The 24,222-nt window shown below is 64.7% G+C and carries 23 protein-coding genes and 1 other RNA gene; 6 read left to right on the top strand and 18 right to left on the bottom strand.

Annotation, left to right across the window (positions count from 1 at the left end; all coding sequences use genetic code 11):
- Positions 1–22: 22 nt before the first annotated feature.
- A complete protein-coding gene (locus tag IX761_RS08945; RefSeq protein WP_194789227.1) occupies positions 23–478 on the top strand; it encodes a DUF721 domain-containing protein in 456 nt (151 codons plus the stop codon).
- Positions 479–816: 338 nt separating this feature from the next.
- Here IX761_RS08945 and lpxC read toward each other — a convergent pair whose 3' ends face one another.
- The 18 genes from lpxC to rsmI all read right to left on the bottom strand — a co-directional run bounded on the left by lpxC (position 817) and on the right by rsmI (position 20,206).
- Complete coding sequence (gene lpxC, locus IX761_RS08940) at positions 817–1,728, bottom strand: UDP-3-O-acyl-N-acetylglucosamine deacetylase (RefSeq protein ID WP_194789226.1); 912 nt, start codon at positions 1,726–1,728, stop codon at positions 817–819.
- A gap of 112 nt (positions 1,729–1,840) precedes the next feature.
- Positions 1,841–3,037 (bottom strand): cell division protein FtsZ, encoded by a 1,197-nt coding sequence (gene ftsZ / locus IX761_RS08935; RefSeq protein WP_027917991.1) that lies wholly within the window; start codon positions 3,035–3,037, stop codon positions 1,841–1,843.
- Positions 3,038–3,092: 55 nt separating this feature from the next.
- Entirely contained in the window at positions 3,093–4,361 is a 1,269-nt protein-coding gene (gene ftsA, locus IX761_RS08930) for a cell division protein FtsA (RefSeq protein ID WP_194789225.1), read from the bottom strand.
- A 14-nt stretch (positions 4,362–4,375) separates the two neighbouring features.
- Positions 4,376–5,245 (bottom strand): cell division protein FtsQ/DivIB, encoded by an 870-nt coding sequence (locus IX761_RS08925; RefSeq protein WP_194789224.1) that lies wholly within the window; start codon positions 5,243–5,245, stop codon positions 4,376–4,378.
- A 6-nt stretch (positions 5,246–5,251) separates the two neighbouring features.
- On the bottom strand, positions 5,252–6,208 hold the full coding sequence (locus tag IX761_RS08920; protein WP_194789223.1) for a D-alanine--D-alanine ligase: 957 nt from the start codon (positions 6,206–6,208) through the stop codon (positions 5,252–5,254).
- A complete protein-coding gene (murC, locus tag IX761_RS08915; protein ID WP_194789222.1) occupies positions 6,205–7,653 on the bottom strand; it encodes a UDP-N-acetylmuramate--L-alanine ligase in 1,449 nt (482 codons plus the stop codon). Before murC ends, IX761_RS08920 begins: the two co-directional genes overlap by 4 nt.
- Positions 7,646–8,725, bottom strand: a complete 1,080-nt coding sequence (gene murG, locus IX761_RS08910) for an undecaprenyldiphospho-muramoylpentapeptide beta-N-acetylglucosaminyltransferase (protein WP_194789221.1) — start codon at positions 8,723–8,725, stop codon at positions 7,646–7,648. The genes murC and murG overlap by 8 nt, the downstream gene beginning before the upstream one ends.
- Positions 8,715–9,929, bottom strand: coding sequence for a putative lipid II flippase FtsW (gene ftsW, locus IX761_RS08905; protein WP_228533370.1), 1,215 nt, complete (start codon positions 9,927–9,929; stop codon positions 8,715–8,717). The genes murG and ftsW overlap by 11 nt, the downstream gene beginning before the upstream one ends.
- Positions 9,926–11,272 carry a UDP-N-acetylmuramoyl-L-alanine--D-glutamate ligase gene (murD, locus tag IX761_RS08900; protein ID WP_194789220.1) on the bottom strand — a complete coding sequence of 449 codons (1,347 nt, stop codon included), beginning with the start codon at positions 11,270–11,272 and terminating at the stop codon, positions 9,926–9,928. Before murD ends, ftsW begins: the two co-directional genes overlap by 4 nt.
- Positions 11,273–11,278: 6 nt before the next feature.
- Positions 11,279–12,361: a phospho-N-acetylmuramoyl-pentapeptide-transferase gene (mraY, locus tag IX761_RS08895; RefSeq protein WP_194789219.1), complete on the bottom strand. Its 1,083-nt coding sequence runs from the start codon at positions 12,359–12,361 to the stop codon at positions 11,279–11,281.
- Positions 12,361–13,728 (bottom strand): UDP-N-acetylmuramoyl-tripeptide--D-alanyl-D-alanine ligase, encoded by a 1,368-nt coding sequence (locus IX761_RS08890; protein WP_194789218.1) that lies wholly within the window; start codon positions 13,726–13,728, stop codon positions 12,361–12,363. The genes mraY and IX761_RS08890 overlap by 1 nt, the downstream gene beginning before the upstream one ends.
- Entirely contained in the window at positions 13,721–15,208 is a 1,488-nt protein-coding gene (locus tag IX761_RS08885) for a UDP-N-acetylmuramoyl-L-alanyl-D-glutamate--2,6-diaminopimelate ligase (protein WP_194789217.1), read from the bottom strand. The genes IX761_RS08890 and IX761_RS08885 overlap by 8 nt, the downstream gene beginning before the upstream one ends.
- Positions 15,208–16,938, bottom strand: coding sequence for a peptidoglycan D,D-transpeptidase FtsI family protein (locus IX761_RS08880; protein WP_194789268.1), 1,731 nt, complete (start codon positions 16,936–16,938; stop codon positions 15,208–15,210). The genes IX761_RS08885 and IX761_RS08880 overlap by 1 nt, the downstream gene beginning before the upstream one ends.
- Positions 16,938–17,231, bottom strand: a complete 294-nt coding sequence (gene ftsL, locus IX761_RS08875) for a cell division protein FtsL (protein ID WP_194789216.1) — start codon at positions 17,229–17,231, stop codon at positions 16,938–16,940. The genes IX761_RS08880 and ftsL overlap by 1 nt, the downstream gene beginning before the upstream one ends.
- Entirely contained in the window at positions 17,228–18,175 is a 948-nt protein-coding gene (gene rsmH, locus IX761_RS08870) for a 16S rRNA (cytosine(1402)-N(4))-methyltransferase RsmH (protein ID WP_416366765.1), read from the bottom strand. Before rsmH ends, ftsL begins: the two co-directional genes overlap by 4 nt.
- Positions 18,172–18,627 (bottom strand): division/cell wall cluster transcriptional repressor MraZ, encoded by a 456-nt coding sequence (mraZ, locus tag IX761_RS08865; protein WP_011535546.1) that lies wholly within the window; start codon positions 18,625–18,627, stop codon positions 18,172–18,174. The genes rsmH and mraZ overlap by 4 nt, the downstream gene beginning before the upstream one ends.
- Positions 18,628–18,936: 309 nt before the next feature.
- Positions 18,937–19,296: RNase P RNA component class A (rnpB, locus tag IX761_RS08860), an RNA gene on the bottom strand.
- Positions 19,297–19,363: 67 nt separating this feature from the next.
- Positions 19,364–20,206, bottom strand: a complete 843-nt coding sequence (gene rsmI, locus IX761_RS08855; protein WP_194789266.1) for a 16S rRNA (cytidine(1402)-2'-O)-methyltransferase — start codon at positions 20,204–20,206, stop codon at positions 19,364–19,366.
- Positions 20,207–20,426: 220 nt separating this feature from the next.
- Between rsmI and IX761_RS08850 the strand changes: the two genes are divergently transcribed.
- The 5 genes from IX761_RS08850 to IX761_RS08830 all read left to right on the top strand — a co-directional run bounded on the left by IX761_RS08850 (position 20,427) and on the right by IX761_RS08830 (position 24,203).
- Positions 20,427–22,244 (top strand): penicillin-binding protein activator, encoded by a 1,818-nt coding sequence (locus IX761_RS08850; RefSeq protein WP_194789215.1) that lies wholly within the window; start codon positions 20,427–20,429, stop codon positions 22,242–22,244.
- Complete coding sequence (locus IX761_RS08845; protein WP_194789214.1) at positions 22,244–22,615, top strand: YraN family protein; 372 nt, start codon at positions 22,244–22,246, stop codon at positions 22,613–22,615. The genes IX761_RS08850 and IX761_RS08845 overlap by 1 nt, the downstream gene beginning before the upstream one ends.
- Positions 22,616–22,703: 88 nt before the next feature.
- Positions 22,704–23,297 carry a phosphoheptose isomerase gene (locus tag IX761_RS08840; RefSeq protein ID WP_011535550.1) on the top strand — a complete coding sequence of 198 codons (594 nt, stop codon included), beginning with the start codon at positions 22,704–22,706 and terminating at the stop codon, positions 23,295–23,297.
- Positions 23,294–23,872 carry a BON domain-containing protein gene (locus tag IX761_RS08835; RefSeq protein ID WP_194789213.1) on the top strand — a complete coding sequence of 193 codons (579 nt, stop codon included), beginning with the start codon at positions 23,294–23,296 and terminating at the stop codon, positions 23,870–23,872. Before IX761_RS08840 ends, IX761_RS08835 begins: the two co-directional genes overlap by 4 nt.
- Before the next feature lie 112 nt (positions 23,873–23,984).
- A complete protein-coding gene (locus IX761_RS08830) occupies positions 23,985–24,203 on the top strand; it encodes a YgdI/YgdR family lipoprotein (RefSeq protein WP_194789212.1) in 219 nt (72 codons plus the stop codon).
- Positions 24,204–24,222: the final 19 nt, after the last annotated feature.

The following is a 24,222-nucleotide window of genomic DNA, read 5'->3' as shown; positions in this document are numbered from 1 at the left end:
TTGCAACCCTTTGCGTAACTCCATGGCCTACAAACCCACCCTTGCCCGCCCCCCCGCCGACTTGCTGCGCAAGGCGCGCCCGCTGCGCCTGTTGCTCAACCAGGCCGAACGCCTGGAGCACCTGCAACGCCTGCTGGAAAGCCAGCTGCAACCGGCCGCGCGCGAACATTGCCATGTGGCGTCGTGGAAGGAAGGTACCTTGTTGCTGGTGGTGACCGATGGCCATTGGGCAACGCGCCTGCGCTACCAGCAGAAGCGCTTGCAGCGCCAACTCCAGGTGATGGAGGCCTTCGCCAACCTGACGCGCATCCTGTTCAAGGTGCAACCGCCCCTGGTGCCGAGCAAGCGTGAAGGGCACGGGCCGGAACTGTCTGGAAATGCCGCCGAAAGCATTCGCGGCTCGGCCGAAGGCATCAGCGACCCGAAGCTGCGTGCGGCGCTGGAGCGGTTGGCGGCCCACGGGCAGAACAAGCCCTGACCCTGTAAAAGTCTTGCAGACACCGCAATCCCTGTGGGAGCAACTGTCTTGCGCAGGTTTTCTGTAGGAGCGGCCTTGTGCCGCGAAAGGGGTGCGCAGCGCCCCAGGATCTCAAGTACACCTCAAGATCGCTGGGGCCGCTTTGCGGCCCTTTCGCGACACAAGGCCGCTCCTACAGAGATCGCGCAAGATGTGGAAGCGGCTTCAGCCGCGAAGCAGGCGACGCGGTAAATGGCACCGGCTGAAGCCGCTCCCACAGGGATCACGCAGGCTTTGCGGCAGGCATAAAAAAGGCCACCCGAAGGTGGCCTTGATCAACAACTAGAGAGTGTTCGAACTTACACGGCCGCAACAGGGCGCATGTACGAGATCGGTGCCGTGCTGGCATCTTCGAAGGTGACCACTTCCCAGGCGTCGGTTTCTGCAATCAGCTTGCGCAGCAGCTGGTTGTTCAGCGCGTGTCCGGACTTGTAGCCCTTGAACTCGCCGATCAGGCTGTTGCCCAGCAGATAGAGGTCGCCGATGGCATCGAGGATCTTGTGCTTGACGAATTCGTCTTCATAACGAAGGCCGTCTTCGTTGAGCACGCCGTCCTCATCCACCACGATGGCGTTCTCGACACTGCCACCGAGCGCGAGGTTGTGCTTGCGCAGGTACTCGATATCACGCATGAAACCGAAGGTACGCGCGCGGCTGACTTCCTTCACGAACGAGGTGCTGGAGAAGTCCACGCTGGCACTTTGCGTACGGTTACGCAAAACGGGGTGATCGAAGTCGATCTCGAAGCTCACCTTGAACCCGTCGAAAGGCAGGAAGGTGGCGCGCTTGTCGCCCTCCTCCACCGTGACTTCGCGCAGGATGCGGATGAACTTCTTCGCGGCGTCCTGTTCTTCCAGGCCGGCGGATTGAATCAGGAATACGAAGGGACCGGCGCTGCCATCCATGATCGGCACTTCCGAGGCGGAGAGCTCGACGTAGGCGTTATCGATGCCCAGGCCCGCCATGGCGGAGAGCAGGTGCTCGACCGTGTCGACCTTGACGTCACCGTTGACCAGCGTGGTGGACATGGTGGTCTCGCCAACATTGGCCGCGCGCGCCGGTATTTCGACCACAGGGTCGAGGTCGGCGCGACGGAAGACGATGCCGGTGTCGACAGGCGCAGGCTTGAGGGTCAGGTAGACCTTCTCCCCGGAGTGCAGGCCGACGCCTGTGGCACGGATGGTATTCTTCAGGGTGCGTTGTCTAATCATGGCATTGGCCGCTTCAGCGCAAATTGCGAACAGGTATCAACAAAGGCTGGGGATGATAACAGACCCGGCCTTTGCTGAACACCAATCACCCTTATACCCCTGATAAATTCCATTAATCGGCCTGACGACGCAGGAACGCCGGGATATCCAGGTAGTCCAGATCATCCTGAGGGTTGAGTTTAGCGGCTGCCGCAGCACCTGCATGCGCCTGGTTGCGCATCACGGTCGGACGCTCCAGGTCACGGTAGTTTACCGCTGGCTGTTCCTGGCGAACCGGGGCCGGGTTGGACGACTCGTACACCTGCTGGGCGGTCTGCAGGGTGTTGTCGACCACCTTGACCGGCTTCTCGATGCGCGCGCCCAGGCCGGTGGCGACCACGGTGACGTGCAGCTCGTCGCGCATGTCCGGATCGATCACGGTGCCCACCTTGACCATCGCATGGTCGGAGGCGAAGGCCTCGATGATGCTACCCACGTCGGAGTACTCACCCAGCGACAGGTCAGGACCGGCGGTGATGTTCACCAGGATGCCGCGGGCGCCCTGCAGGTTGACGTCTTCGAGCAGCGGGTTGCGGATCGCCGCCTCGGTGGCTTCACGCGCGCGGTTCGGACCGCTGGCGCAACCGGTACCCATCATCGCCATGCCCATCTCGCCCATCACGGTGCGCACGTCGGCGAAGTCGACGTTGATCATGCCCGGACGCTTGATGATGTCGGAGATGCCGCGCACGGCGCCGGCCAGCACGTCGTCGGCCTTGGCGAAGGCGGACAGCAGGCTTGCATCCTTGCCCAGGATGGTCAGCAGCTTCTCGTTGGGGATGGTGATCAGCGAGTCGACGCTCTCGGCCAGCATGCGGATGCCTTCATCGGCGATCTGCATGCGCTTGCGGCCCTCGAACGGGAACGGACGGGTCACCACCGCGACGGTGAGGATGCCCATCTCTTTCGCCACTTCGGCGATGATCGGCGCGGCACCGGTACCGGTACCACCGCCCATGCCGGTAGTGATGAACACCATGTTGGTGCCTTGCAGCACTTCGGCGATGCGTTCACGGTCTTCCAGCGCGGCCTGGCGGCCGACTTCCGGATTGGCACCAGCACCCAGGCCCTTGGTTACGCCAGTACCCAATTGCAGGATGGTGCGCGCGCCGATGTTTTTCAGCGCCTGGGCATCGGTGTTGGCGCAGATGAACTCGACGCCTTCGATGCTGCTCTTGACCATGTGGTTGACGGCGTTGCCGCCGCCACCGCCGACGCCGATCACCTTGATGACCGGACTTTGCGGGACGTTGTCTACGAGCTCGAACATTTTCCCTCTCCTTACAGTTCTCTAGTTGTTGCGCCTACCACTACTGCTTTGAAACTCAGAAGTTGCTCTGGACCCAACGCTTGAGTCGTTCAAGCACTGGCCCCTTGGGTTCATCGCCATAGCTGTTGTTGCTGCTGTTGCTGTTGCTGATACCGGTCAGGGACAAGTCCTCGGACTGCTTTTGCAGCCCGTAGGTGAGCAGGCCCACACCGGTGGAATAGATCGGGTTACGCACCACGTCGCTCAGGCCTCGAACGCTGTGCGGCACGCCCAGGCGTACCGGCATGTGGAAGATTTCCTCGGCCAGTTCCACGGCGCCTTCCATCTTCGCGGTGCCGCCGGTGAGGACGATGCCGGCCGGCACCAGGTCTTCGTAGCCGCTGCGGCGCAGTTCGGCCTGGATCAGGGTGAACAGCTCGTCGTAGCGCGGCTCGACCACTTCGGCCAGGGCCTGGCGCGACAGTTCGCGCGGCGGGCGGTCGCCGACGCTCGGCACCTTGATGGTTTCGCCGGCACCGGCCAGCTTGGCCAGGGCGCAGGCGTAGCGGATCTTGATTTCCTCGGCGTACTGCGTGGGGGTGCGCAGGGCCATGGCGATGTCGTTGGTGACCTGGTCGCCGGCGATCGGAATCACCGCGGTGTGGCGGATCGCGCCTTCGGTGAAGATGGCGATGTCGGTGGTGCCGCCACCGATGTCCACCAGGCACACGCCCAGCTCTTTCTCGTCGTCGGTCAGCACCGAGTAGGCCGAGGCCAACTGCTCGAGGATGATGTCGTCGATTTCCAGGCCGCAGCGGCGCACGCACTTCTCGATGTTCTGGGCGGCGTTGACCGCGCAGGTGACCACGTGCACTTTGGCCTCCAGGCGCACGCCCGACATGCCCAGTGGCTCGCGCACGCCTTCCTGGTTGTCGATCACGTAGTCCTGCGGCAGGGTGTGCAGCACGCGCTGGTCGGCCGGGATCGCCACCGCCTGGGCGGCGTCGAGCACGCGCTCGAGGTCGGCCACGCTCACTTCACGGTCGCGAATGGCGACGATGCCGTGGGAGTTCAGGCTGCGGATGTGATTGCCGGCCACGCCGACGAACGCCGAGTGGATGCGGCAGCCGGCCATCAGCTGGGCCTCTTCCACAGCGCGCTGGATCGACTGCACGGTCGATTCGATGTTCACCACCACGCCCTTCTTCAGGCCACGCGATGGGTGAGTGCCGATGCCGACGATCTCCAGGGTGCCGTCCTCGCCGACTTCACCCACCAGCGCCACCACCTTGGAGGTGCCGATGTCCAGCCCGACGATCATTTTGCCGCTATGCGCGTTTGCCATGGTCCTGCCTCTCTCTAATTCTTCGCAACGGCGGGTTGGGCCGCTGTCGGTGCATTCGGTTCCCGCCAGCCGACGGCTAATCCGTTGGCGTAACGCAGATCGATGCGGGCGATATTGGTGATCTGGTCTTTAAGCGATTTGTCGTAAATGGCAATGAAACGGCGCATCTTCTCCACCAGGTGGTCGCGCCCCAGCAGCAGCTCGATCCCCTGCCCGGTGCTACCGGCACCGGTGGTCAGGAACCAGCTGCCTCGCTCGCGCAGCTCCAGGCGAGCGATGGAAAAGCCCATGGGGCGCAGCATCTGGCTCAGTACCTGATACTGCTGCATGACTTGTTGCTGAGCGCGCTGCGGCCCGAACAGCTGCGGCAGGTGCTCGTAGTTGGCCAGCTCGCGCGGGGTGAAGGCCTGGCCCTGGTTGTTGAGCAAGGCCTCGTCACCCCAGCGCGCCACCGGCAACTGTTCTTCCAGGTGGATCACCACCTCGTCCGGCCACACCCTGCGCACTTCGGCGTGGGCGATCCAGGGCATCTGCTCCAGCTCCACACGCATCGCCGCCAGGTCGACGGTGAAGAAGCTCGCCGCCACATAGGGCGCGATCCGCTGCTGCACCGCCTGCTGGCTGATGTAGCTGAGGTCGCCCTGCACGGCGATCTTGGTGATCGGGCGGTCGGCATAGGGCATCAGGCGGATGGCGCCTTCATAGGCGCCAAAGCCTGCGGCCACCAGCAGCACCGGCCACAGCAGGCGCTTGAGGCCGCCGAAGTTCGGCCGTGGCAGGCGCGCCGATACGGGCTCGTCGGCCACCAGTCGGCTGGCACCGCGCGGCACCGGCTTGCTACGGCCGGGGACGGGTTGCTGCTGACGTATCATCGCGCCTTGCATGGCTGCTTAACCTCGCGTCGCTACGCTGTCGGCCAGGATCGCCAGCACCAGTTGCTGGAAGTCCAGGCCGGCCGCGCGGGCCGCCATGGGCACCAGGCTATGGTCGGTCATGCCGGGTGCGGTGTTGACTTCGAGCAGCCAGAACCGGCCCTGCTCGTCCTGCATCACGTCCAGACGGCCCCAGCCTTCGATGCCGATGGCATCGCAGGCGCGCGCGGTCAGGTCGATCAGCTCTTGCTCTTTGACGTTGTCCAGGCCGCACGGGATGCGGTACTGGGTGTCATTGGCGATGTACTTGGCGTCGTAGTCGTAGAACACGTGCGGGGTGCCCAGGGCGATCGGAGGCAGCACCTGGCCACGCAGCACCGCCACGGTGAACTCCGGGCCGTGAATCCACTGCTCGACCAGCACCTGCGAGTCGTACATGGCGGCGTCTTTCCAGGCGGCGATCAACTCTTGCTCGCTACTCACCTTGGCCATGCCGATGCTCGAACCTTCATGGGCAGGCTTGACGATCAACGGGAAACCCAGCTCCGCGCTGGCGGCGACGCAATCCTGTTCGCTGCCCAGCACGGCGTGGCGTGGCGTGGGGATACCCAGGCTCTGCCACACCTGCTTGGTGCGCAGCTTGTCCATGGCCAGCGCCGAGGCGAGGATGCCGCTGCCGGTGTAGGGGATGCCGAGGCACTCGAGCAGGCCCTGCATGCTGCCGTCCTCACCGCCACGGCCGTGGAGGATGATGAAGGCGCGGTCGATCTTCTCGCTTTGCAGGCGGGCCAGCAGATCGTCACCGACGTCGATGCCGACCACGTCGACACCGGCGCTGGTCAGCGCTTCGATCACGGCGCGGCCCGATTTCAGCGACACCTCGCGCTCGGCGCTCTTGCCGCCATAGAGCACGGCGACGCGGCCGAAGGCGTTGACGTCGAGGGTGGAGTGCAGCTTGTCGTAGGCGCTGGTCATTTCGACTTCTCCTGCTTGGCGCCTGCGAACAGCGGGCTTTTCATCAGTTGCGGGGCCAGCCCGCCGACATCACCGGCACCCTGGCACAGCAGGATGTCGCCGGCGCGCAGCAGCGGCTTGACCAGCGGCGCCAGCTCGGCGCCACGTTCGATGTAGATCGGGTCCAGCTTGCCGCGCTGGCGGATGCTGTGGCACAGCTGGCGGCTGTCGGCACCGGGGATCGGCTCTTCGCCGGCCGGGTAGACCTCCATCAGCAGCAGCACGTTGGCATCGCCGAGCACCTGCACGAAATCGTCGTACAGGTCGCGGGTGCGGCTGTAGCGGTGCGGTTGGTAGACGATCACCAGGCGGCGGCTCGGCCAGCCGCCACGCACGGCCTTGATCACCGCGGCGACCTCGGTCGGGTGGTGGCCGTAGTCGTCGACCAGCATCACGCTGCCACCGTCGACCGGCAGTTCGCCGTACACCTGGAAGCGCCGGCCGACGCCCTGGAAGCCCGACAGGCCCTGGACGATGGCTGCATCGCTGATGCCTTCGTCGGTGGCGATGGCGATGGTGGCCAGGGCGTTGAGCACGTTGTGGTTGCCCGGCATGTTGACCGACACCTCAAGCGGCTCGCAGTCGCGGCGCAGCACGGTGAAGTGGGTCTGCATGCCCTGCTGGCGCACGTTGATGGCGCGGATGTCAGCCTCTTCGCTGAAGCCATAGGTCACGGTCGGGCGCTTGACCTGCGGCAGGATCTCGCGCACCACCGAGTCGTCCAGGCACATCACTGCCAGCCCGTAGAACGGCAGGTTGTGCAGGAACTCGACGAAGGTCTTCTTCAGCTTGTTGAAGTCGCCCTCGTACGTGGCCATGTGGTCGGCGTCGATGTTGGTGACCACCGCGACCATCGGTTGCAGGTGCAGGAAGCTGGCATCGCTTTCGTCGGCTTCGGCGATCAGGTAGCGGCTGGTGCCCAGCTGCGCATTGGTACCGGCGGCGGTCAGCCGGCCACCGATGACGAAGGTCGGGTCCAGGCCACCGGCGGCGAACACCGAGGCCAGCAGGCTGGTGGTGGTGGTCTTGCCGTGGGTGCCGGCCACCGCCACGCCGTGGCGATAGCGCATCAGCTCGGCGAGCATCTCGGCGCGCGGTACCACGGGGATGCGGCGCTCAAGGGCGGTGGCGACTTCCGGGTTGGCCGGGTTGATCGCGCTGGACACCACCAGTACATCGGCCGTGGCGGCGTTCTCGGCGCGGTGGCCGACGAAGATCTCGGCGCCGAACGACTCCAGGCGCTCGGTGACCGGCGACGCCTTGAGGTCGGAGCCGGACACTTCGTAGCCCAGGTTCAGCAGCACCTCGGCTATCCCGCACATGCCCACGCCGCCGATACCGACGAAGTGGATGCGCCGGATACGGCCCATCTTCGGTTGCGGCATGGCTTTCTGGCTCTCAACCATGGGCCACCTCCAGGCAGATATCGACCACGGTGCTGGTTGCAGCAGGTTTGGCCAGGCGCCGCGCGGTGCCGGCCATGGTGTTGAGTTTCTCGGGTTGCATCAGCACCTCGTTCAGGCGTTCAGCGAGTTGCGCTGCGCCAGTTGTCGCTTGTGGCATGAGGAAGGCAGCGCCTTCACGAGCCAGATATTGGGCGTTGTGGGTCTGGTGGTCGTCGATTGCATGGGGCAACGGCACCAGCATCGAGGGCAGGCCCGCCGCCGCGAGTTCGCTGACGGTCAGGGCGCCGGCCCGGCACACCACCATGTCGGCCCAGCCATAGGCGTGGGCCATGTCCTTGATGAACGGTTCTACCTGTGCCTCGACCCCCGCCTCCTGGTAACGCTCGGCGGTGACCGGCGCGTGATGCTTGCCAGCCTGGTGGAACACCTCGGGGCGCAGGTTCGCGGGCACCTCGGACAGGGCCTTAGGCAACAATTTGTTCAATGGTTCCGCACCCAGGCTGCCGCCCATGACCAACAGGCGCGCACGGCGCTCGGCCAGGGGCGCGCGCTGCGCGTCCATGAACAGCTCCGGGCGTACCGGGTTGCCGGTGGTACGCAGCTTGTCGCTGGCTTCGAACGTGCCTGGGAAGGCTTCGCAGACCCGCGCCGACAGTGGCACCAGCAGGCGGTTGGCAGTACCCGCGCGGGCGTTCTGTTCGTGGATCACCAGCGGTACGCCGCACAGCCGCGCGGCCACACCGCCAGGGCCGGTCACGTAACCACCGAAGCCGATCACGCAGACCGGCTTGAGCTCGCGCACGATGCGCCGCGCCTGCAGCACGGCCTTGACCAGGGTGAACGGCGCCTTGAGCAGCGACAGCTTGCCCTTGCCGCGCAGGCCGGTGACCTGGATCAGGTGCAGCGGCAGGCCGGCCTGGGGCACCAGTTCGTTCTCGATGCCGCGCGGGGTACCCAGCCAGTGCACGTTGTAGCCGCGCGCCTGGAATTCGCGGGCGCAGGCCAGGGCCGGGAATACGTGGCCGCCGGTACCGCCGGCCATGATCAATACATTCTTGCCGTCAGCGGCCATGACTGGTCTCCTCGGCAAAGTCGCTTTCGTTGAACTCGTGCTCTTCGCTGCCCAGGTGCGTGCGACTCTCCCACTCGATGCGCAGCAACAACCCAACGCAGGCGCAGCAGATCACCAGCGAGCTGCCCCCGTAGCTGAGGAATGGCAGGGTCAGGCCCTTGGTCGGCAGCAGGCCGACGTTCACCCCGATGTTGATCAGGAACTGGCCGATCCACAGGAACGACAGGCCGAACGCCATGTAGGCGGCAAAGAACTGCTTGGCCTTCTCGGCCCACAGGCCGATGTACAAAGCGCGCACGGTGATGAAGACGAACAGCGCGATGGTCAGCAGCGAGCCGATCACGCCCAGCTCCTCGGCCAGCACCGAGAACACGAAGTCAGTGTGCGCCTCGGGCAGGTAGAACTGCTTCTGCACACTGTTGCCCAGGCCCACGCCCAGCCACTCGCCACGGCCGAAGGCGATCAGCGCCTGGGTGAGCTGGTAGCCGGAGCCGAACTGGTCGGACCAGGGGTCGGTGAAGGTGATCAGACGCGCCATCCGGTACGGCTGGGCCTGCACCAGGACCACCACCGAGATCACCGCCAGCACCACCATCAGCGAGAAGCGGAACAGCCCCACCCCTCCCAGGAACAGCATGGCCGCGGCAGCGCCCATCATCACCACGGTGGCACCGAAGTCCGGCTCCATCAGCAGCAGGCCGGCCATCGGCAGCAGCACGATGAACGGTTTGAAGAAGCCCATCCAGCTCTCGCGCACCTCGGTCTGGCGACGTACGAGGTAGCCGGCCAGGTAGATGACCACGAAGACCTTGGCAATCTCCGACGGCTGGACGTTGAAGAAGCTGAAGCCGATCCAGCGCATCGAACCGTTCACTTCACGGCCGATGCCCGGTACCAACACCAGCACCAACAAGCCGAAGGCGCCGATCAGCATCAAGAAGCCCATGCGCTGCCAGGTGGCGATCGGCACCATCAGGGTCAGCAGCCCGGCGCCCAGGCCGAGCACGACGTACACCAGGTGGCGGAACATGTGGTACAGCGGGTTGCCCGACTGCACCGCAGCCACTTCCGACGAGGCCGAGGTGATCATCACCAGGCCCAGGCCGAGCAGCGCCAGGCAGCCGGCCAGCAGGGCAAAGTCGATGTCGATGCCACGGCCGCTGATCAGCGGCGACGGGTACGGTTTGAGGATGCCGAAGATCATGCCAGCCCCTCCGCCGCCTGGGCGAACAGGCGCCCGCGTTCTTCGAAGTTCTTGAACATGTCTAGGCTGGCGCAGGCTGGCGACAGCAGCACCGCGTCGCCCGATTGGGCCAGCTCGGCACAGCGCTGCACGGCCTCGTCCAGGGTCTGCACGCGCACCAGCGGGACACCATCCTTGAGCGTTTCGGCCAGGCGATCGGCATCGCGGCCCAGCAGCACTACGGCGCGGCAGTACTTGCCCACCGGCTCGCGCAGCGCGCCGAAGTCGGCGCCCTTGCCATCACCGCCAGCGATCAGCACCAACTGCCCTTCGATATCGGCGCCCAGGCCTTCGATGGCGGCCAGGGCCGCGCCGACGTTGGTGGCCTTGGAATCGTCGTACCAGTTCACGCCGTTGCGTTCACGGATCCACTGGCAGCGATGGGCCAGGCCCTTGAACTCGCGCAGGGCTTCGAGCATCGGCGCGAACGGCAGCCCGGCGGCATGGCCCAGGGCCAATGCTGCCAGGGCATTGCTTTGGTTGTGGGCGCCACGAATCTTCAGCTCGCGCACGGGCATGAGCGTCTGGAACTCGAAGGCCAGGTATTTCTCGCCCTCGACTTCGCGCAACCCGAAGGCCTTGAAGTCCGGCGCGTTGAGGCCGAAGCTCCAGCACGGACGGCCTTCGACCGGCAGCGGCCGGCTCAGGGCGTCCTGGCGGTTCACCACGACCTGGCGGGCACCGCGGAAGATCCGGTGCTTGGCCAGGTGATAGGCCGGCAGGCCGCTGTAGCGGTCCATGTGGTCTTCGCTGATGTTCAGCACAGTGGCCACTTCGGCGTTGAGCTGGTCGGTGGTCTCCAGCTGGAAGCTCGACAGCTCCAGCACGTACAACTCCACCGCATCGTCGAGCAGGTCCAGCGCTGGTGTGCCGAGGTTGCCGCCCACTGCCACACGTTTGCCCGCCTTGGCGGCCATCTCGCCGACCAGGGTGGTGACGGTGCTCTTGGCGTTGGAACCACTGATGGCCACGATCGGGGCCTTGGCGTGGCGGGCGAACAGCTCGATGTCGCCGGACAGCGTCACGCCACGTGCAGCGGCCTGCTGCAGCGCCGGGGTGGCCAGGGCCAGGCCGGGGCTCACGTACAGCTCGTTGGCGCGGCACAGGAAGTCCACGTCCAGCTCACCACAGCGCACTTCCACCTGCGGGTAGTCACGGCGCAGGGTATCCAGTTCCGGCGGTTGCTCACGGGTGTCGGCGACCGCAAAGGCAATGCCCCGGCTCGCCAGGAAGCGAACCAGGGACATGCCGCTCTTGCCGAGGCCGACAACGATGCGGAATTGGTCGGAAGCGATCAGTGACACGCTCGTTTACCTCAGTTTCAGGGTGGCAAGGCCGATCAGCACCAGGATCACGGTGATGATCCAGAAGCGGACGATCACCCGAGGCTCGGGCCAACCCTTGAGTTCAAAGTGGTGGTGAATCGGCGCCATGCGGAACACGCGCTTGCCGGTGAGCTTGAACGACGCGACCTGGATGACCACCGACAGGGTTTCCATCACGAACACGCCGCCCATGATGAACAGCACGATCTCCTGGCGAACGATCACGGCGATGGTGCCCAGTGCCGCGCCCAGCGCCAGGGCGCCGACGTCGCCCATGAACACCTGGGCCGGGTAGGTGTTGAACCACAGGAAACCCAGGCCGGCACCGATCAGCGCGCCGCAGAACACGATCAGCTCGCCAGCGCCCGGCACGTAAGGGATCAACAGGTATTCGGCGAATTTCACGTTGCCCGACAGGTAGCAGAAGATGCCCAGGGCGCCGCCGACCATCACCGTCGGCATGATCGCCAGGCCATCGAGGCCGTCGGTCAGGTTGACCGCGTTGCTGGAGCCGACGATGACGAAATAGGTGAGCACGATGAACCCGGCACCCAGCGGGATGGCGAAGTCCTTGAGCATGGGGATGATCAGCGTGGTTTCGACGCTGGTCGGGGCGGTTTTGTAGAGGAACACTGCTGCCGCCAGGCCGAACACCGACTGCCAGAAGTACTTCCAGCGGCTGGGCAGGCCACGGGAGTTCTTCTCGATCACCTTGCGGTAGTCATCGACCCAGCCGATGGCGCCGAACGCCAGGGTGACGATCAACACCACCCACACATAGCGGTTGCTCAGGTCGGCCCACAGCAGGGTGCTGATGGCGATGGCGGAAAGAATCAGCGCGCCACCCATGGTCGGGGTGCCCGACTTGGACAGGTGCGATTGCGGGCCGTCGTTACGCACGGCCTGGCCAATCTGGCGGATCTGCAGGGTACGGATCATCCACGGGCCCAGCCACAGGGCGAGCGAGAGTGCGGTCAGCACGCCCAGGATCCCGCGCAACGACAGGTACTGGAAGACCGCGAAGCCCTTGTGGAACTGTTGCAGATACTCGGCCAACAGCAGCAGCATTAATGTTTCTCCCCGCTGGCACCGCACAATGCGGCCACGACGTTTTCCATCGCAGCGCTGCGCGAGCCCTTGATCAAGATAGTGGTGTCGCTGGCGGTTTCGGCGCGAACGGCATCGATCAGCTCAGCTTGAGTAGCGAAATGGCGGCCATTGGCGCCGAACGCCTGCACCGCATGGGCCATGTTGCTGCCCACTGCGTACAGCGCGTCGACCTTGCCGCGTGCGTAGTCACCTACCTGGCGGTGGCCTTCCTCGGCCCATTGGCCCAGTTCGCCGATATCCCCGAGCACCAGAACGGTGCGCCCGGAAAAGCCGGCGAGTATATCAATGGCCGCACACATCGAGGTGGGATTTGCGTTGTAGCTGTCGTCGATGACCCGCACACCGTTGGGTGCGACCTGCGCCACGGTGCGGCCCTTGACCGGTTGCACGGCATTCAGGCCGGCGGCGATGCCGTTCAAGGTCAGACCAACGGCATGGGCGGCGGCGGCGGCGGCCAGGGCATTGCTGACGTTGTGGGTACCCAACAGGTTCAGCTGCACCGGCACGCTGCCATCAGGGCCGTGAAGGGTGAACGACGGGCAACCACGGGCGTCACGGCCGATGTCGCTGGCATGGAAATCAGCCTGTGGGTTGTCCAGCGCGAAGCTGAAGAGGCGGTGGTTGCCCGCACGCTTGCGCCAGATGTCGAAGGCTTTGTCGGCCAGGTTGAGAATGGCGGTACCGCCCTCGCCCAGGCCTTCGAGGATTTCTCCCTTGGCCTCGACGATCTTTTCCGGGCCACCGAACTCGCCTACGTGGGCGGTGCCGGCGTTGTTGATGATCACCACCTGCGGCCGAGTGAGGCCGACGGTGTAGCGGATCTCACCGATACGCGAGGCGCCCAGCTCGATGACCGCCGCACTGTGCTCAGGCGCGATTTCCAGCAGTGTCAGTGGCGCACCGAGGTCGTTGTTGAGGTTGCCACGGGTGGCATGCACCGGCCCGCGGGTGCGCAGGATCGCGGCCAGCATCTCTTTGACCGTGGTCTTGCCGCTGGAGCCGGTAATGGCCACCACCGGCTTGTCGAACGCGGCGCGGTTCAGCGCACCCAGCTGGCCGAGCGCGACACGGCAGTCGGCGACCAGCAGCTGCGGCAAGTCGACATCGGCGACTTCACGCTCGACCAGCGCGGCGACGGCCCCCTTGGCCTTCACGTCGGCCAGGTAGTCGTGGCCATCGAAGCGCGGGCCGGTGAGGGCGACGAACAGCTGGCCAGTAGCAACCGTGCGGCTGTCGATGCTGACGCCGGTGAAGCTGGCATCGGCACCGACCAGGCGGGCATTCAGCGCGCCGGTCAGTTGGCTGAGGGTCATGGGCTTAAGCATGTGGAGCCTCCCAGGCGGCAAGTGCCTTGTCGGCTTCGACCAGGTCGGAGAAGTCATGGCGTTCGCCGTTGATCTCCTGGTAGTCCTCGTGCCCCTTGCCGGCCAGGACGACCACGTCGTCGGCACTGGCAGTGGCGATCAGGTGGGCGATGGCCTGGCCACGACCAGCGACGAACTCGACGTCGGCGGGTTTGGTGAAACCAGGGCGAATATCGTCGAAGATCCGCAACGGGTCTTCGGTACGGGGGTTGTCGTCGGTGACCAGCACGCGGTCGGCCAGGCGCTCGGCCACTTCGGCCATCAGCGGGCGCTTGCCGGCATCACGGTCGCCGCCACAGCCGAACAGGCACACCAGCTTGCCGTGGGCATGGGGGCGCAGGGCCTCGAGGACTTTTTCCAGGGCATCCGGGGTGTGGGCGTAATCGACCACCACCAGCGGTTTGTCGCCGCCGCCCAGGCGTTGCATACGGCCGACCGGGCCTTGCAACTGCGGGGTGACCTTGAGAATTTCGTCCAGCGAATAATCCAGGGCCAGCAGCGTTGCCACGGCGGCGAGCATATTGCTCAGGTTGAAGCGCCCCAGCAACTGGCTGCGCAGGGTACGCTCGCCCTGGGCAGTGACCAGGGTGGCGTGCACGCCATCGTCACTGAAACGGGCTTCGCGACAGAACAACGAGGCGTCCGGGTTTTCCAGGCTATAGCTGATCAACCGAGCATCGTTGTGACCGGTGATGGGGCGATTGGCAAAGTCGGCTGCCAGGCGCTGGCCGAACCCGTCGTCCAAATTGACCACCTGGCAACGCAGGCTCGGCCAGGCGAACAGCTTGGCCTTGGCGGCCTCGTAGGCCTGCATGCTGCCGTGGTAGTCGAGGTGGTCACGGGACAGGTTGGTCATCACCGCGATATCGAATTCCAGCGCGGCAACACGCCCCTGCTCCAGGGCATGGGAGGAAACCTCCATGGCCACGGCTTTGGCGCCGCCCTTCTTCAGGTCGTTGAGGGTCGCCTGCACGGCAATCGGGTCGGGCGTGGTCAGGCGGCCACTCTGCAGCTCGCCATAGAAACCAGTGCCCAGCGTGCCGATCAGGCCGCAGCGCTGACCGAGGGCATCGAGCGCCTGGGCCAGCAGTTGGGTAACGCTGGTCTTGCCGTTGGTGCCGGTGACGCCGACCAGGTCCAACTGACGGCTCGGCTCGCCGTAGAAGCGCCCAGCGATCTGCGACAGTTGGCCGATCAGGCCCTTGACCGGAATCAGCGGCACGTCGGTGATCGGCAGCACACTGGCGCCCTGCTCTTCATAGGCGACAGCCGCTGCACCACGGGCCAGGGCGTCGGCGATATGCGAGCGGCCGTCGACCTTGGCGCCGGGCACCGCCAGGAACAGGTCGCCCGGCCGCACGGCGCGGCTGTCCAGGGTCAGTTCACGGATCAGCGGGTCGCGGCTGGCGTTGGCGAACAGCTTGCTCAATGGCATCGTCATTATCCACGCCCTCCGTTAGCGGGTACTGCGTTGGCTTGCTGCGTCGAAGGCGCCGGCAGGTTGTCCGGCGGCACATTCATCAGACGCAGGGTGCCCGACATCACTTTGCTGAATACAGGGGCCGAGACCAGGCCACCGAAGTAGCCACCCTTGCTCGGTTCGTCGATGACCACGACGATCGCGTAGCGCGGGTCGCTCATCGGGCCGAAGCCGGCGAACAACGAGCGGTAGGCGTTCTCGGTGTAACCCTTGGAGCCGACGGTGGCTTTACGCGCGGTACCCGACTTGCCACCTACGTGATAGAACGGCACCTGGGCACGGAACACCCCGCGCGGCGCCTCGATCACCTGCTGCAGCATGGCCTGCACGGTTTCGGCGGTTTCTTTCGGGATCGCCTGCACCGCTTCCGGCGCCTTGTCGACCTTGAGGATGGACAGCGGCACCATCTTGCCGTCGTTGGCCAGCGCGGCGTAGGCGTGCACCAGCTGCAGCGCGGTCACCGAAACGCCATAGCCGTAAGACAGCGTGGCGGTTTCGGCCTTGCGCCACTCGCGGTGGTTGGGCAGGTTGCCGACGCGCTCGCCAGGGAAGCCGAGGCCGGTGTACTGGCCAAGCCCGACCTGGGACATCACCCGGTAGATGGCCTCGCCACCGATATCGAAGGCGATCTTGCTCATCCCCACGTTACTGGAGTTGATCAGGATGCCGGTCAGGTCGAGGATCGGGCCCTCGCTCTTGGACACGTCCTTGATGGTGTAACGGCCGATCTGCAGGCTGCCCGGATACACCTCGACCTTGTCGGTGGGTTTCCAGCGGCCGCTCTGCAACGCGGCGCTCATCGAGATCGGCTTGACCGTCGAGCCGGGCTCGAACACGTCGATGATCGCCCGGTTGCGCATCGCTGCCGGGAACATGCTGCGGCGGTTGTTCGGGTTGTAGGTGGGTTGGTTGACCATGGCCAGCACTTCGCCGGTCTTGACGTCCATGATCACCAGGCTGCCCGCCTTGGCCTCCTGCTCGGCAATGGCGTTGCGCAGCTCGCGGGTGGCCAGGTATTGCAGGCGCAGGTCAATCGACAACGCCAAGGTCTTGCCGGCCTTGGCGTTCTTGGTGACCTGGATGTCCTTGATCAACCGACCGCGCCGGTCCTTGATCACCTGCCGCTTGCCGGGCACGCCCGCCAGCCATTCGTCGTAGGCCAGCTCCACCCCTTCGCGACCGTGGTCGTCGAGGTCGGTGAAGCCGACCATATGGGCGGTGACGTCGCCGGCCGGATAGAAACGGCGGAACTCTTCGAGGCCGTAAACGCCAGGGACTTTCAGGTCGAGCACATGCTGCCCCTGCTCTGGGGTGAGGCCCCGGACCAGGTAGATGAACTCTTTGCCAGCCTGCTGCGTCAGGCGCTCGGTCAGTTGCTGGGCATTCTGCCCCAGTGCCGCGGCCAGTTGTGGCCAACGGTCCTTGGCCACCTGCATTTCCTTGGGGTTGGCCCACAGGGTGGTGACTGGGGTACTCACGGCCAGCGGTTCACCGTTGCGGTCGGTGATCAGGCCACGGTGCGCGGGGATCGGGATGTGGCGCAGGCTGCGGGCATCGCCCTGGCCTTTGAGGAAGTCGCGGTCGACCACCTGCAGGTCGATGATCCGCCAGCAGATGGCACCGACCATCAATGCCAGCAGGCCGATGACCACGCGGAAGCGCCAGGGGTAGAGTGCGCCTTCGAGCTTCATCATGGCGCCACCATCCGCACTTCGTCAGCAGCGGGGACGCGCATCTTCAGCTGTTCGCTGGCGAGGCTTTCGATACGGCTGTGGGCAGTCCAGGTGCTTTGCTCCAGGATCAACCGACCCCATTCGGCCTGGGCCTTGTCGCGCTCGCTCAGCTCACCGTACAGGGTGTTGAGCAACTGGCGATTCCAGTGCGCGCTGTACGACACGGCGATGGCCGAGACGAGCACGCCCACGAACAGCAGAAGCATCAGGAAGCTTCCGCCTGGCAGAGGTTTGGCGTACAGCCGGCTCACCGAAGCTTCTCCGCCACCCGCATCACGGCGCTGCGCGACCGCGGGTTGGCCTTGAGTTCTTCGTCGGAGGCGAACTGCGCCTTGCCGATGAGCTTGATCTTGGGCTCGAATACCTTGTGCTGGACCGGCAGGTTACGCGGCAGGTTGTCCGCCTCGCCCTTGGCCAGCTTGCGCATGAACAGCTTGACGATACGGTCTTCCAGCGAGTGGAAGCTGATCACTGCCAGGCGGCCACCCACCTCGAGCGCGTCGATCGCGGCTTCAAGGCCGACTTCGAGGTCGCCCAACTCGTTGTTGACGTGAATACGCAGGCCCTGGAACGCGCGAGTCGCCGGGTTCTTGCCCTTTTCCCAGGCGGGGTTGGCAACCTTGAGCACTTCGGCCAGGTCGCCGGTGCGGGTAAACGGCTGCTGTTCACGGCGCAGCACCACGGCGCGGGCCATGCGCTTGGCGAAGCGCTCCTCGCCGTACTCTTTGAACACACGGGCGATTTCTTCCTCCGCCGCAGTGGCGATGAACTCGGCGGCACTGATGCCGTGGTCCGGGTTCATGCGCATGTCCAAAGGGCCGTCGTTGAGGAAGCTGAAACCGCGCTCGGGGTCGTCCAACTGTGGCGAAGATACGCCCAGGTCGAGCAGGATGCCGCTGACCTTGCCGTCCAGGCCGCGTTCACGCACTTCGTCACCCAGCTCGGCAAAGCTGCGCTGCACAATGACAAAGCGGCCGTCTTCGGCCGCCAGCGCCTGCCCGGTGGCAATCGCTTGAGGATCCTTGTCGAACCCCAGCAGCCGCCCTTGCGGCCCAAGTTTGCTGAGGATCAGGCGGCTGTGGCCGCCACGCCCGAAGGTGCCGTCCAGATAGCAACCGTCGGCGCGCAGAGCCAATGCCTCGACAGCTTCGTCGAGCAGGACGGTGATGTGGTTGAAGCCGCTATCTATGGTCACAGGATCAGGTCACGCAAGTCATCGGGCATGGCGCCCGGTTGTTGAATAGCTGCAAGGTCGGCTGCCGAAACCGCGTTCCAGGCATCCTCATCCCACAGCTGGAATTTGTTCAGCTGCCCCACCAGCATCGCCTTCTTGTCGAGCTTGGCGTATTCACGCAGGCGGGGCGGCACCAGGAAACGCCCACTGCCGTCGAGCTCCAGGTCCACCGCATTGCCAATCAGCAAACGCTGCAGGCGGCGGTTTTCCTCACGCAACGACGGCAAGGCGCGCAACTTGGCTTCAATCTGTTCCCACTCATCGAGGGGATAAACACACAAGCAGGGGTCAACCGCGTCGATGGTCACGATTAACTGACCATTGCAACGCGAATCGAGCTCGTCACGGTACCGACTCGGCATGGCGAGCCGACCCTTGGCATCGAGGCTGACGGCGTTGGCTCCGCGGAACACGGCTGCGATTCCCCACAATGTTAGCTTTTTTGTGCCAGAAAACCCACTTCATCCCACTTTCTGCCACTTGCGCACACTATAGGAATCCGTCCGCCACACCGTCAAGGCACGTTCATAAGGAAAACCCTTACAGGACGTGGATTTAGCGCAACAAAGGAAGGGAAAAGGATTAGCGGAGATGAAAAGCGACGGAAAAAATCAAACGCACTCAGGCGGATAGAGTTCGAAGTTAAAGTAATTTATTAAGAGTAAGATTTTTTCGGTATTACGAAGGGGCATCTGCTATCGAATCAAGCAGGAGAAGGAGAGGTGGAGAGTCGATCTGTAAGCCGGGTTTTGTCGAGGACAGTCATTCCTCTACGACGGCCATCACTGGACGCCTCTAGCAACCTACCCGGTTCCGACGCGGGCCACGCCGTATGGAACCCTATTTGGTCTTGCTCCGAGTGGGGTTTACCTAGCCACGAACTGTTGCCAGCCGTGCGGTGCGCTCTTACCGCACCTTTTCACCCTTACCGGCACCGAAGTGCTTAGGCGGTTATTTTCTGTGGCACTTTCCGTAGGCTCGCGCCTCCCAGGCGTTACCTGGCACTCTGCCCTGCGGAGCCCGGACTTTCCTCCCCCGCCTTTTGCGGAACAAAAGACGGCAGCGACTGTCCGATCGACTCTCCGCCGCCAAGGTTACCGTCAGACGCGCTCAAGAACAAGCGATGCGACAATCAATATCATAGAGCCACTATTGGGCTTTCTGCTTTTCCAGCGCCAACTGATACAGCAGGTTCTTGCGCACACCGGTGATCTCGGCCGCCAATGCCGCCGCACGCTTGAGCGGCAATTCGGCCAGTAGCAGATCCAGCACTCGCTGCGCCTCGGTGCTGATTGCCTGTTCGTCATCAGGTGCAGTCCAGCCCGCCACCAGCACCACGCACTCACCCCGCTGCTGGTTGCTGTCACCTTGCACGAACGCGCGCAACTCACCCAGAGGCAAGCCCTTGAGCGTTTCGAAGGTCTTGGTGATTTCCCGCGCCAACACCGCCGGGCGTTCGGCGCCGAACACCACCTCCATGTCTTCGAGGCACTCGAGGATGCGATGCGGGGCCTCATAGAAGATCAGGGTCCGCGACTCCTCCCTGACCTGTTCCAGGCGCGCACGCCGCCCAGCGGACTTGGCGGGCAGAAAGCCTTCGAAGATGAAACGATCGGAAGGCAACCCGGCTGCCGACAACGCGGCGATCAGGGCGCAGGCACCCGGCACCGGCACCACCTGGACCCCCGCCGCGCGCGCCTGGCGCACCAGGTGATAGCCAGGATCGGAAATCAGTGGCGTGCCCGCATCGGATACCAGCGCCACGTCATCGCCGGCCAGTAGCCTTGTGATGAACCGCCCGCCCTCATCCCGCTCATTGTGTTCATGGCAGGCCGCCAACGGCGTATCGATGCCGAAATGCTGAAGCAGGCGCACCGAGTGCCGGGTGTCTTCGGCGGCAATCAGGCTCACCTGCGCCAGCACTTTCAACGCCCGCGCGCTCATGTCGTCAAGGTTGCCGATGGGCGTGGCGACCACATACAGCGTACCCATCGTCGATTTCGAAGCCCCTGCCACCTCAGTCACTGCGCACACCTGCCGTTCGGATCAAAGGCGCCATTGTAGCCCGAGCGCCCGCAACAGGGCGCAAAGAACTTCACTCCCCGCCCAGCCCAAGCCACCTATAGTGAAGGTTCGCGTTCGGCGAGTTCGCGCCCCGGCCCCCGCTTGGGTACAATTGCCGGCCAACTTGATCGAGTAACAGGACCTTTACATGATCGCTTGCCTGCGGCTGTTCACAGCCCTCTGCCTCGCCGCCCTGCTGGCAGCCTGCGCCAGCTCGCCCTCATCCAGCCTGGGCGAACTGCCGCGCACCCCGGATGCCAGCATCGAGCAGCTGCTCGACAAGGCAGCCACCAGCAAGTCCGCCGAAGACGCGGCGCTGCTGCGCCTGAGCGCCGCGGACCTGGCGTACAAGCAGAAGGACTTCCCACGCTCGGCGCGCATCCTCGAGCAGGTCCCGCTGGATTCGCTCAAGCCCGCCCAGCAAGTGTTCGCCTCCACCCTGGCCGCAGAACTGGCCATGAGCCGCAACCAGCCCAAGGCCGCGCTGACCGCCCTCGCCCACCCGAGCCTGCAACGCGTCGGCGAGCTACCGGAACAGCAGCAAGCGCGCACCTACAACGTCCACGCCGCCGCCCTCGAAGCCGATGGCCAGGCGCTGGCCGCCGCCCAGCAGCGCGTGCTGCTCGCACCCCTGCTCAGCGGCCAGGCCGCCGCCGCCAACAACGACTTGATCTGGGCGCTGGTCGCCGCGCTGCCGGCCGAGCAACTGCAACAGCCGAGCAACAATGAAACCCTCGCCGGCTGGACCAGCCTGGCCTTGGCGGTGAAGAGCGCCGGCACCCTGGAGCAGCAACAGGCCGCCATCGACACCTGGAAAAAACAGCACCCCGATCACCCAGCCGCCCAGCAACTGCCGCTGGCCCTCACCAAGCTTAAAGAGCTGGCCAGCCAACCGCTGACCAAGATCGCCCTGCTGCTGCCCCAGGAAGGCCAGCTGGCCGGCGTCGCCCGCGCCCTGCGCGACGGTTTCATGGCTGCCCACTTCCAGGCCCAGCAAGGCGGTCAACCGGCCCCAGCGGTGCAGGTATTCGACAGCTCGCGCATCACCTCGCTCGATGACTTCTATCGCCAGGCCCAGGCTGCCGGCGTGCAACTGGTGGTCGGCCCACTGGAAAAACCGCTGGTGAAAAAGCTTGCGGACTACCCACAGCTGCCCATCACCACCCTGGCCCTGAACTACGCCGACGCCGGCCAGAAAGCACCGCCACAGCTGTTCCAGTTCGGCCTCGCGGCTGAAGACGAAGCGCGCGAAGTCGCCCGTCGCGCCCGCGCCGACGGCAAGGTCCGCGCAGTCGCGTTGGTACCGCGCGGCGAATGGGGCGATCGCGTCCTCGCCGCGTTCCGCCAGGACTGGGAAGCCAACGGCGGCACCCTGCTGGCCGCCGAGCGCATCGCCCAGCCGGTCGCCCTCGCCCAGCAGATCGCCGACCTGTTCCAGCTGCGCCAGAGCGAAGGCCGGGCCAAGAGCCTGCAAAGCACCGTCGGTGGTGACATCGCCGCGCAACCGTCGCGTCGCCAGGACATCGACTTCATCTTCCTCGCCGCTACCCCGCAACAGGCCCAGCAGATCAAGCCAACGCTGAACTTCCAGTACGCCGGTGACGTGCCGGTGTACGCCACCTCCAACCTGTACAGCGCCAGCGGCGACGTCAACCAGTACAACGACATGAACGGCATCCGCTTCTGCGAAACCCCGTGGCTGCTGGACAACACCAACAGCCTGCGCCAGCAGGTGGTGCAACAGTGGCCACAGGCCGCCGGCAGCCTCGGCCGCCTGTATGCCATGGGCGTCGACGCCTACAGCCTGGCGCCACGCCTCGGCCAGCTCAAAGCACTGCCCGGCAACCGCATCGAGGGCCTGTCCGGCAGCCTGAGCATCAACGCCGCACAGCGTGTCGAGCGCCAACTGCCCTGGGCCGAGTTCTCCGGCGGCCAGGTCAAGCGCCTGCCGGACACCCCACGCTGATGCCCGGCGCATCGCCCAGTAGCGCGGGCCAGGCCGCCGAAGACCAGGCCCTCGGTTTTCTCGAGGGGCAGGGTCTTCAGCTGGTTACGCGCAACTGGCGATGCAAGGGTGGCGAGCTCGATCTGGTCATGCTCGATGCCGATACAGTAGTATTCGTCGAAGTCCGCTACCGGCTGCACGCGGACTTCGGCGGCGCGCTCGGCAGTATCGACGAGCGCAAGCAGAAGCGACTGGCGCTGGCCGCCACCCTTTTCCTGCATAAAGAACCCCGCTGGGCCGCTCAACCCTGCCGCTTCGACGTAGTCGCCCTGCAGGGCCAAGGCCACGCTGGGCAACCGCTTCTTTGGCTGAAAAACGCCTTCGAGTGCTGAACCCGTACCGAATTTTTCGCTCTATGTTTCGCGGGCGGAACCCTGGCGCGCGTCGCGCCGGTCAACGCCCCACTTAAGGTCTCACCAGATGGACATGCAATCCCGAATTCGCCGGCTGTTCCAGGCCAGCATCGACACCAAGCAACAGGCAATGGACATCCTGGCACCTCACATCGAGCAGGCCAGCCTGGTCATGGTCAACGCCCTGCTCAGCGACGGCAAGATGCTCGCCTGTGGCAACGGCGGCTCGGCCGGTGACGCCCAGCACTTCTCGTCGGAGCTGCTCAACCGCTTCGAGCGCGAGCGCCCGAGCCTGCCGGCCATCGCCCTGACCACCGACAGCTCCACCCTCACCTCGATCGCCAACGACTACAGCTACAACGAAGTCTTCTCCAAGCAGATCCGCGCCCTGGGCCAACCGGGCGACGTACTGTTGGCGATCTCTACCAGCGGCAACTCGGCCAACGTGATCCAGGCGATCCAGGCCGCACATGACCGCGAAATGATTGTCGTAGCCTTGACCGGGCGTGACGGTGGCGGCATGGCGTCGCTGCTGCTGCCCGAGGACGTGGAAATCCGCGTCCCCTCGACGGTCACCGCACGCATCCAGGAAGTCCACCTGCTGGCGATCCACTGCCTGTGCGACCTGATCGACAGCCAACTGTTCGGGAGTGAAGAATGATCCCCAAGCGTCTCGGCCTGATGGCCCTTACCCTGTGCCTGAGCATCAGCGGTTGCAGCTCGGTACTGACCTCGACCCGCAACTCGCCCATCGAGGATGACCGCGGCACCCGCACCATTGGTAGCAAGATCGACGACTCACTGATCGAAACCAAGGTTTCGGTGAACATCGCCAAGGCCAACCCCGACCTGGACAAGAGTTCGCACATCGTCGTCAGCAGCTACAACGGTGTGGTCCTGCTCGCCGGCCAAACCCCGCGCGCCGACCTCAAGTCGCTGGCCGAGCAGACCGCCGGCCAGGTCCAGCGCGTGAAGAAGGTGCACAATGAACTGCAAGTGATCCAGCCTTCCTCGATCCTTGCCCGCAACAACGACGCCTGGCTGACCACCAAGATCAAGACCCAGATGCTCGGTGATGCCAATGTTCCTGGCTCGCGCATCAAGGTGATCACCGAGAACGGCATCGTCTACCTGCTCGGCCTGGTCACTCAGCAAGAGGCCAACGCCGCCACCAATGTGGTGCAGGGCGTGTCGGGCGTGCAGAAGATCGTCAAGCTGTTCGAATACATCGACTGACCGGTTCACCGGCAAGGCCGACTCCTACAAACGCCGTAGGAGCTGGGCTTGCCGGCGAAGAGGCCATGACAGACAACAACGATTTCCAACCCTTGAAATGCCAGGAAACACCATGAAGAAGTACCTGCTCCCCACCCTGCTGATCGGCGCCTTCGCCGCCCTGGCCGGCTGCTCCAGCCCGAGCATCATCACCCTCAACGACGGTCGCGAACTGCAGACCCTCGACACGCCGCACTTCGACCGCAACTCGGGCTTCTACGAGTTCAAGCAACTCGACGGCAAGCAGAACCGCATCAACAAGGACCAGGTGCAGAGCATCAAGGACTTGTAAGCGCGAACGGCAGCAACAA

Source organism: Pseudomonas sp. UFMG81 (genome assembly GCF_015354575.1).
Lineage (GTDB): Bacteria > Pseudomonadota > Gammaproteobacteria > Pseudomonadales > Pseudomonadaceae > Aquipseudomonas.
Note: the sequence above shows the minus strand (reverse complement) of the source record. Positions and strands in the feature narration are given on the sequence as shown.

Bases quoted from the DNA above. Each gene is read 5' to 3' on its own strand.
- IX761_RS08945 (WP_194789227.1), top strand. From the start codon at position 23: ATGGCCTACAAACCCACCCTTGCCCGCCCCCCCGCCGACTTGCTGCGC.
- lpxC (WP_194789226.1), bottom strand. From the start codon at position 1,728: ATGATTAGACAACGCACCCTGAAGAATACCATCCGTGCCACAGGCGTC.
- ftsZ (WP_027917991.1), bottom strand. From the start codon at position 3,037: ATGTTCGAGCTCGTAGACAACGTCCCGCAAAGTCCGGTCATCAAGGTG.
- ftsA (WP_194789225.1), bottom strand. From the start codon at position 4,361: ATGGCAAACGCGCATAGCGGCAAAATGATCGTCGGGCTGGACATCGGC.
- IX761_RS08925 (WP_194789224.1), bottom strand. From the start codon at position 5,245: ATGCAAGGCGCGATGATACGTCAGCAGCAACCCGTCCCCGGCCGTAGC.
- IX761_RS08920 (WP_194789223.1), bottom strand. From the start codon at position 6,208: ATGACCAGCGCCTACGACAAGCTGCACTCCACCCTCGACGTCAACGCC.
- murC (WP_194789222.1), bottom strand. From the start codon at position 7,653: ATGGTTGAGAGCCAGAAAGCCATGCCGCAACCGAAGATGGGCCGTATC.
- murG (WP_194789221.1), bottom strand. From the start codon at position 8,725: ATGGCCGCTGACGGCAAGAATGTATTGATCATGGCCGGCGGTACCGGC.
- ftsW (WP_228533370.1), bottom strand. From the start codon at position 9,929: ATGATCTTCGGCATCCTCAAACCGTACCCGTCGCCGCTGATCAGCGGC.
- mraY (WP_194789219.1), bottom strand. From the start codon at position 12,361: ATGCTGCTGCTGTTGGCCGAGTATCTGCAACAGTTCCACAAGGGCTTC.
- IX761_RS08890 (WP_194789218.1), bottom strand. From the start codon at position 13,728: ATGCTTAAGCCCATGACCCTCAGCCAACTGACCGGCGCGCTGAATGCC.
- IX761_RS08885 (WP_194789217.1), bottom strand. From the start codon at position 15,208: ATGACGATGCCATTGAGCAAGCTGTTCGCCAACGCCAGCCGCGACCCG.
- IX761_RS08880 (WP_194789268.1), bottom strand. From the start codon at position 16,938: ATGAAGCTCGAAGGCGCACTCTACCCCTGGCGCTTCCGCGTGGTCATC.
- rsmI (WP_194789266.1), bottom strand. From the start codon at position 20,206: ATGGGTACGCTGTATGTGGTCGCCACGCCCATCGGCAACCTTGACGAC.
- IX761_RS08850 (WP_194789215.1), top strand. From the start codon at position 20,427: ATGATCGCTTGCCTGCGGCTGTTCACAGCCCTCTGCCTCGCCGCCCTG.
- IX761_RS08845 (WP_194789214.1), top strand. From the start codon at position 22,244: ATGCCCGGCGCATCGCCCAGTAGCGCGGGCCAGGCCGCCGAAGACCAG.
- IX761_RS08840 (WP_011535550.1), top strand. From the start codon at position 22,704: ATGGACATGCAATCCCGAATTCGCCGGCTGTTCCAGGCCAGCATCGAC.
- IX761_RS08835 (WP_194789213.1), top strand. From the start codon at position 23,294: ATGATCCCCAAGCGTCTCGGCCTGATGGCCCTTACCCTGTGCCTGAGC.
- IX761_RS08830 (WP_194789212.1), top strand. From the start codon at position 23,985: ATGAAGAAGTACCTGCTCCCCACCCTGCTGATCGGCGCCTTCGCCGCC.